Source organism: Ruminococcus sp. AF20-12LB, assembly GCF_003478985.1.
Classification (GTDB): Bacteria; Bacillota; Clostridia; order Lachnospirales; family Lachnospiraceae; genus Blautia_A.
This window is the reverse complement of record NZ_QUGH01000015.1, coordinates 1-645: the sequence shown is the minus strand read 5'-3', so window position 1 is coordinate 645 and position 645 is coordinate 1. Positions and strand designations below refer to the sequence as shown.

Below are 645 nucleotides of genomic sequence, written 5' to 3'. Positions count from 1 at the left end.
GTAGCAAGAATTCTCCCACCTCTTCAGGTGGTGAGATGAATTGCACATCTGATCATATCTGCTCAAAAAAATCTCTATAGTATAAAAGAAACACTTGTTCTCCCTTCCCTGATGTAGTATACTGAAAAAAGAACAATTAGTTCATAAATACATATCTGTCGGTATAAGAAAAAGGATGATAAATATAATGGAGTTAGACCATGAAAGATGCATTCTGGAGTCAGATCTTCTGTCTGCTCAGTGCAGGCGGAGCAACGATTGAAACGATACGGCAGTATATAGAAAGCCAGGGTGAGAAGAATGAACCGCGCCGTAAAAATAAGGATCTATCCAAATAAAGAGCAGAGAGTTCAGATAGAGCAAACAATCGGCTGCAGCCGCTTTATCTATAACCAGATGCTTGCAGATAAGATCAGCTATTACCAGAAAGAAAAAAAGATGCTCCGGAACACACCGGCCGGATATAAAAAGGAATATCCATGGCTGAAAGAGGTGGATTCCCTTGCCCTGGCGAATGCGCAGCTGCATCTGGAAAGTGCGTTCCGGAAGTTTTTTCGGGAACCAGCCTGCGGATTTCCACGTTATAAATCAAAGAAGCATGCAAGAAATTCATATACGACCAATGCACTAAACGGAAATATCCTT

The 645-nt window shown here is 41.4% G+C and carries 1 protein-coding gene and 1 pseudogene; both read left to right on the top strand.

Features of this window, described 5'->3' with window-relative positions; translation table 11 throughout:
* Window positions 1–203: 203 nt before the first annotated feature.
* Window positions 204–338: pseudogene (locus DWX61_RS15775) on the top strand (transposase); the annotation flags it as partial.
* Window positions 301–645 (top strand): helix-turn-helix domain-containing protein (locus DWX61_RS15770; RefSeq protein WP_147419636.1); only part of this gene is annotated, 345 nt, incomplete at its 3' end. The pseudogene DWX61_RS15775 and the gene DWX61_RS15770, both read left to right, overlap by 38 nt.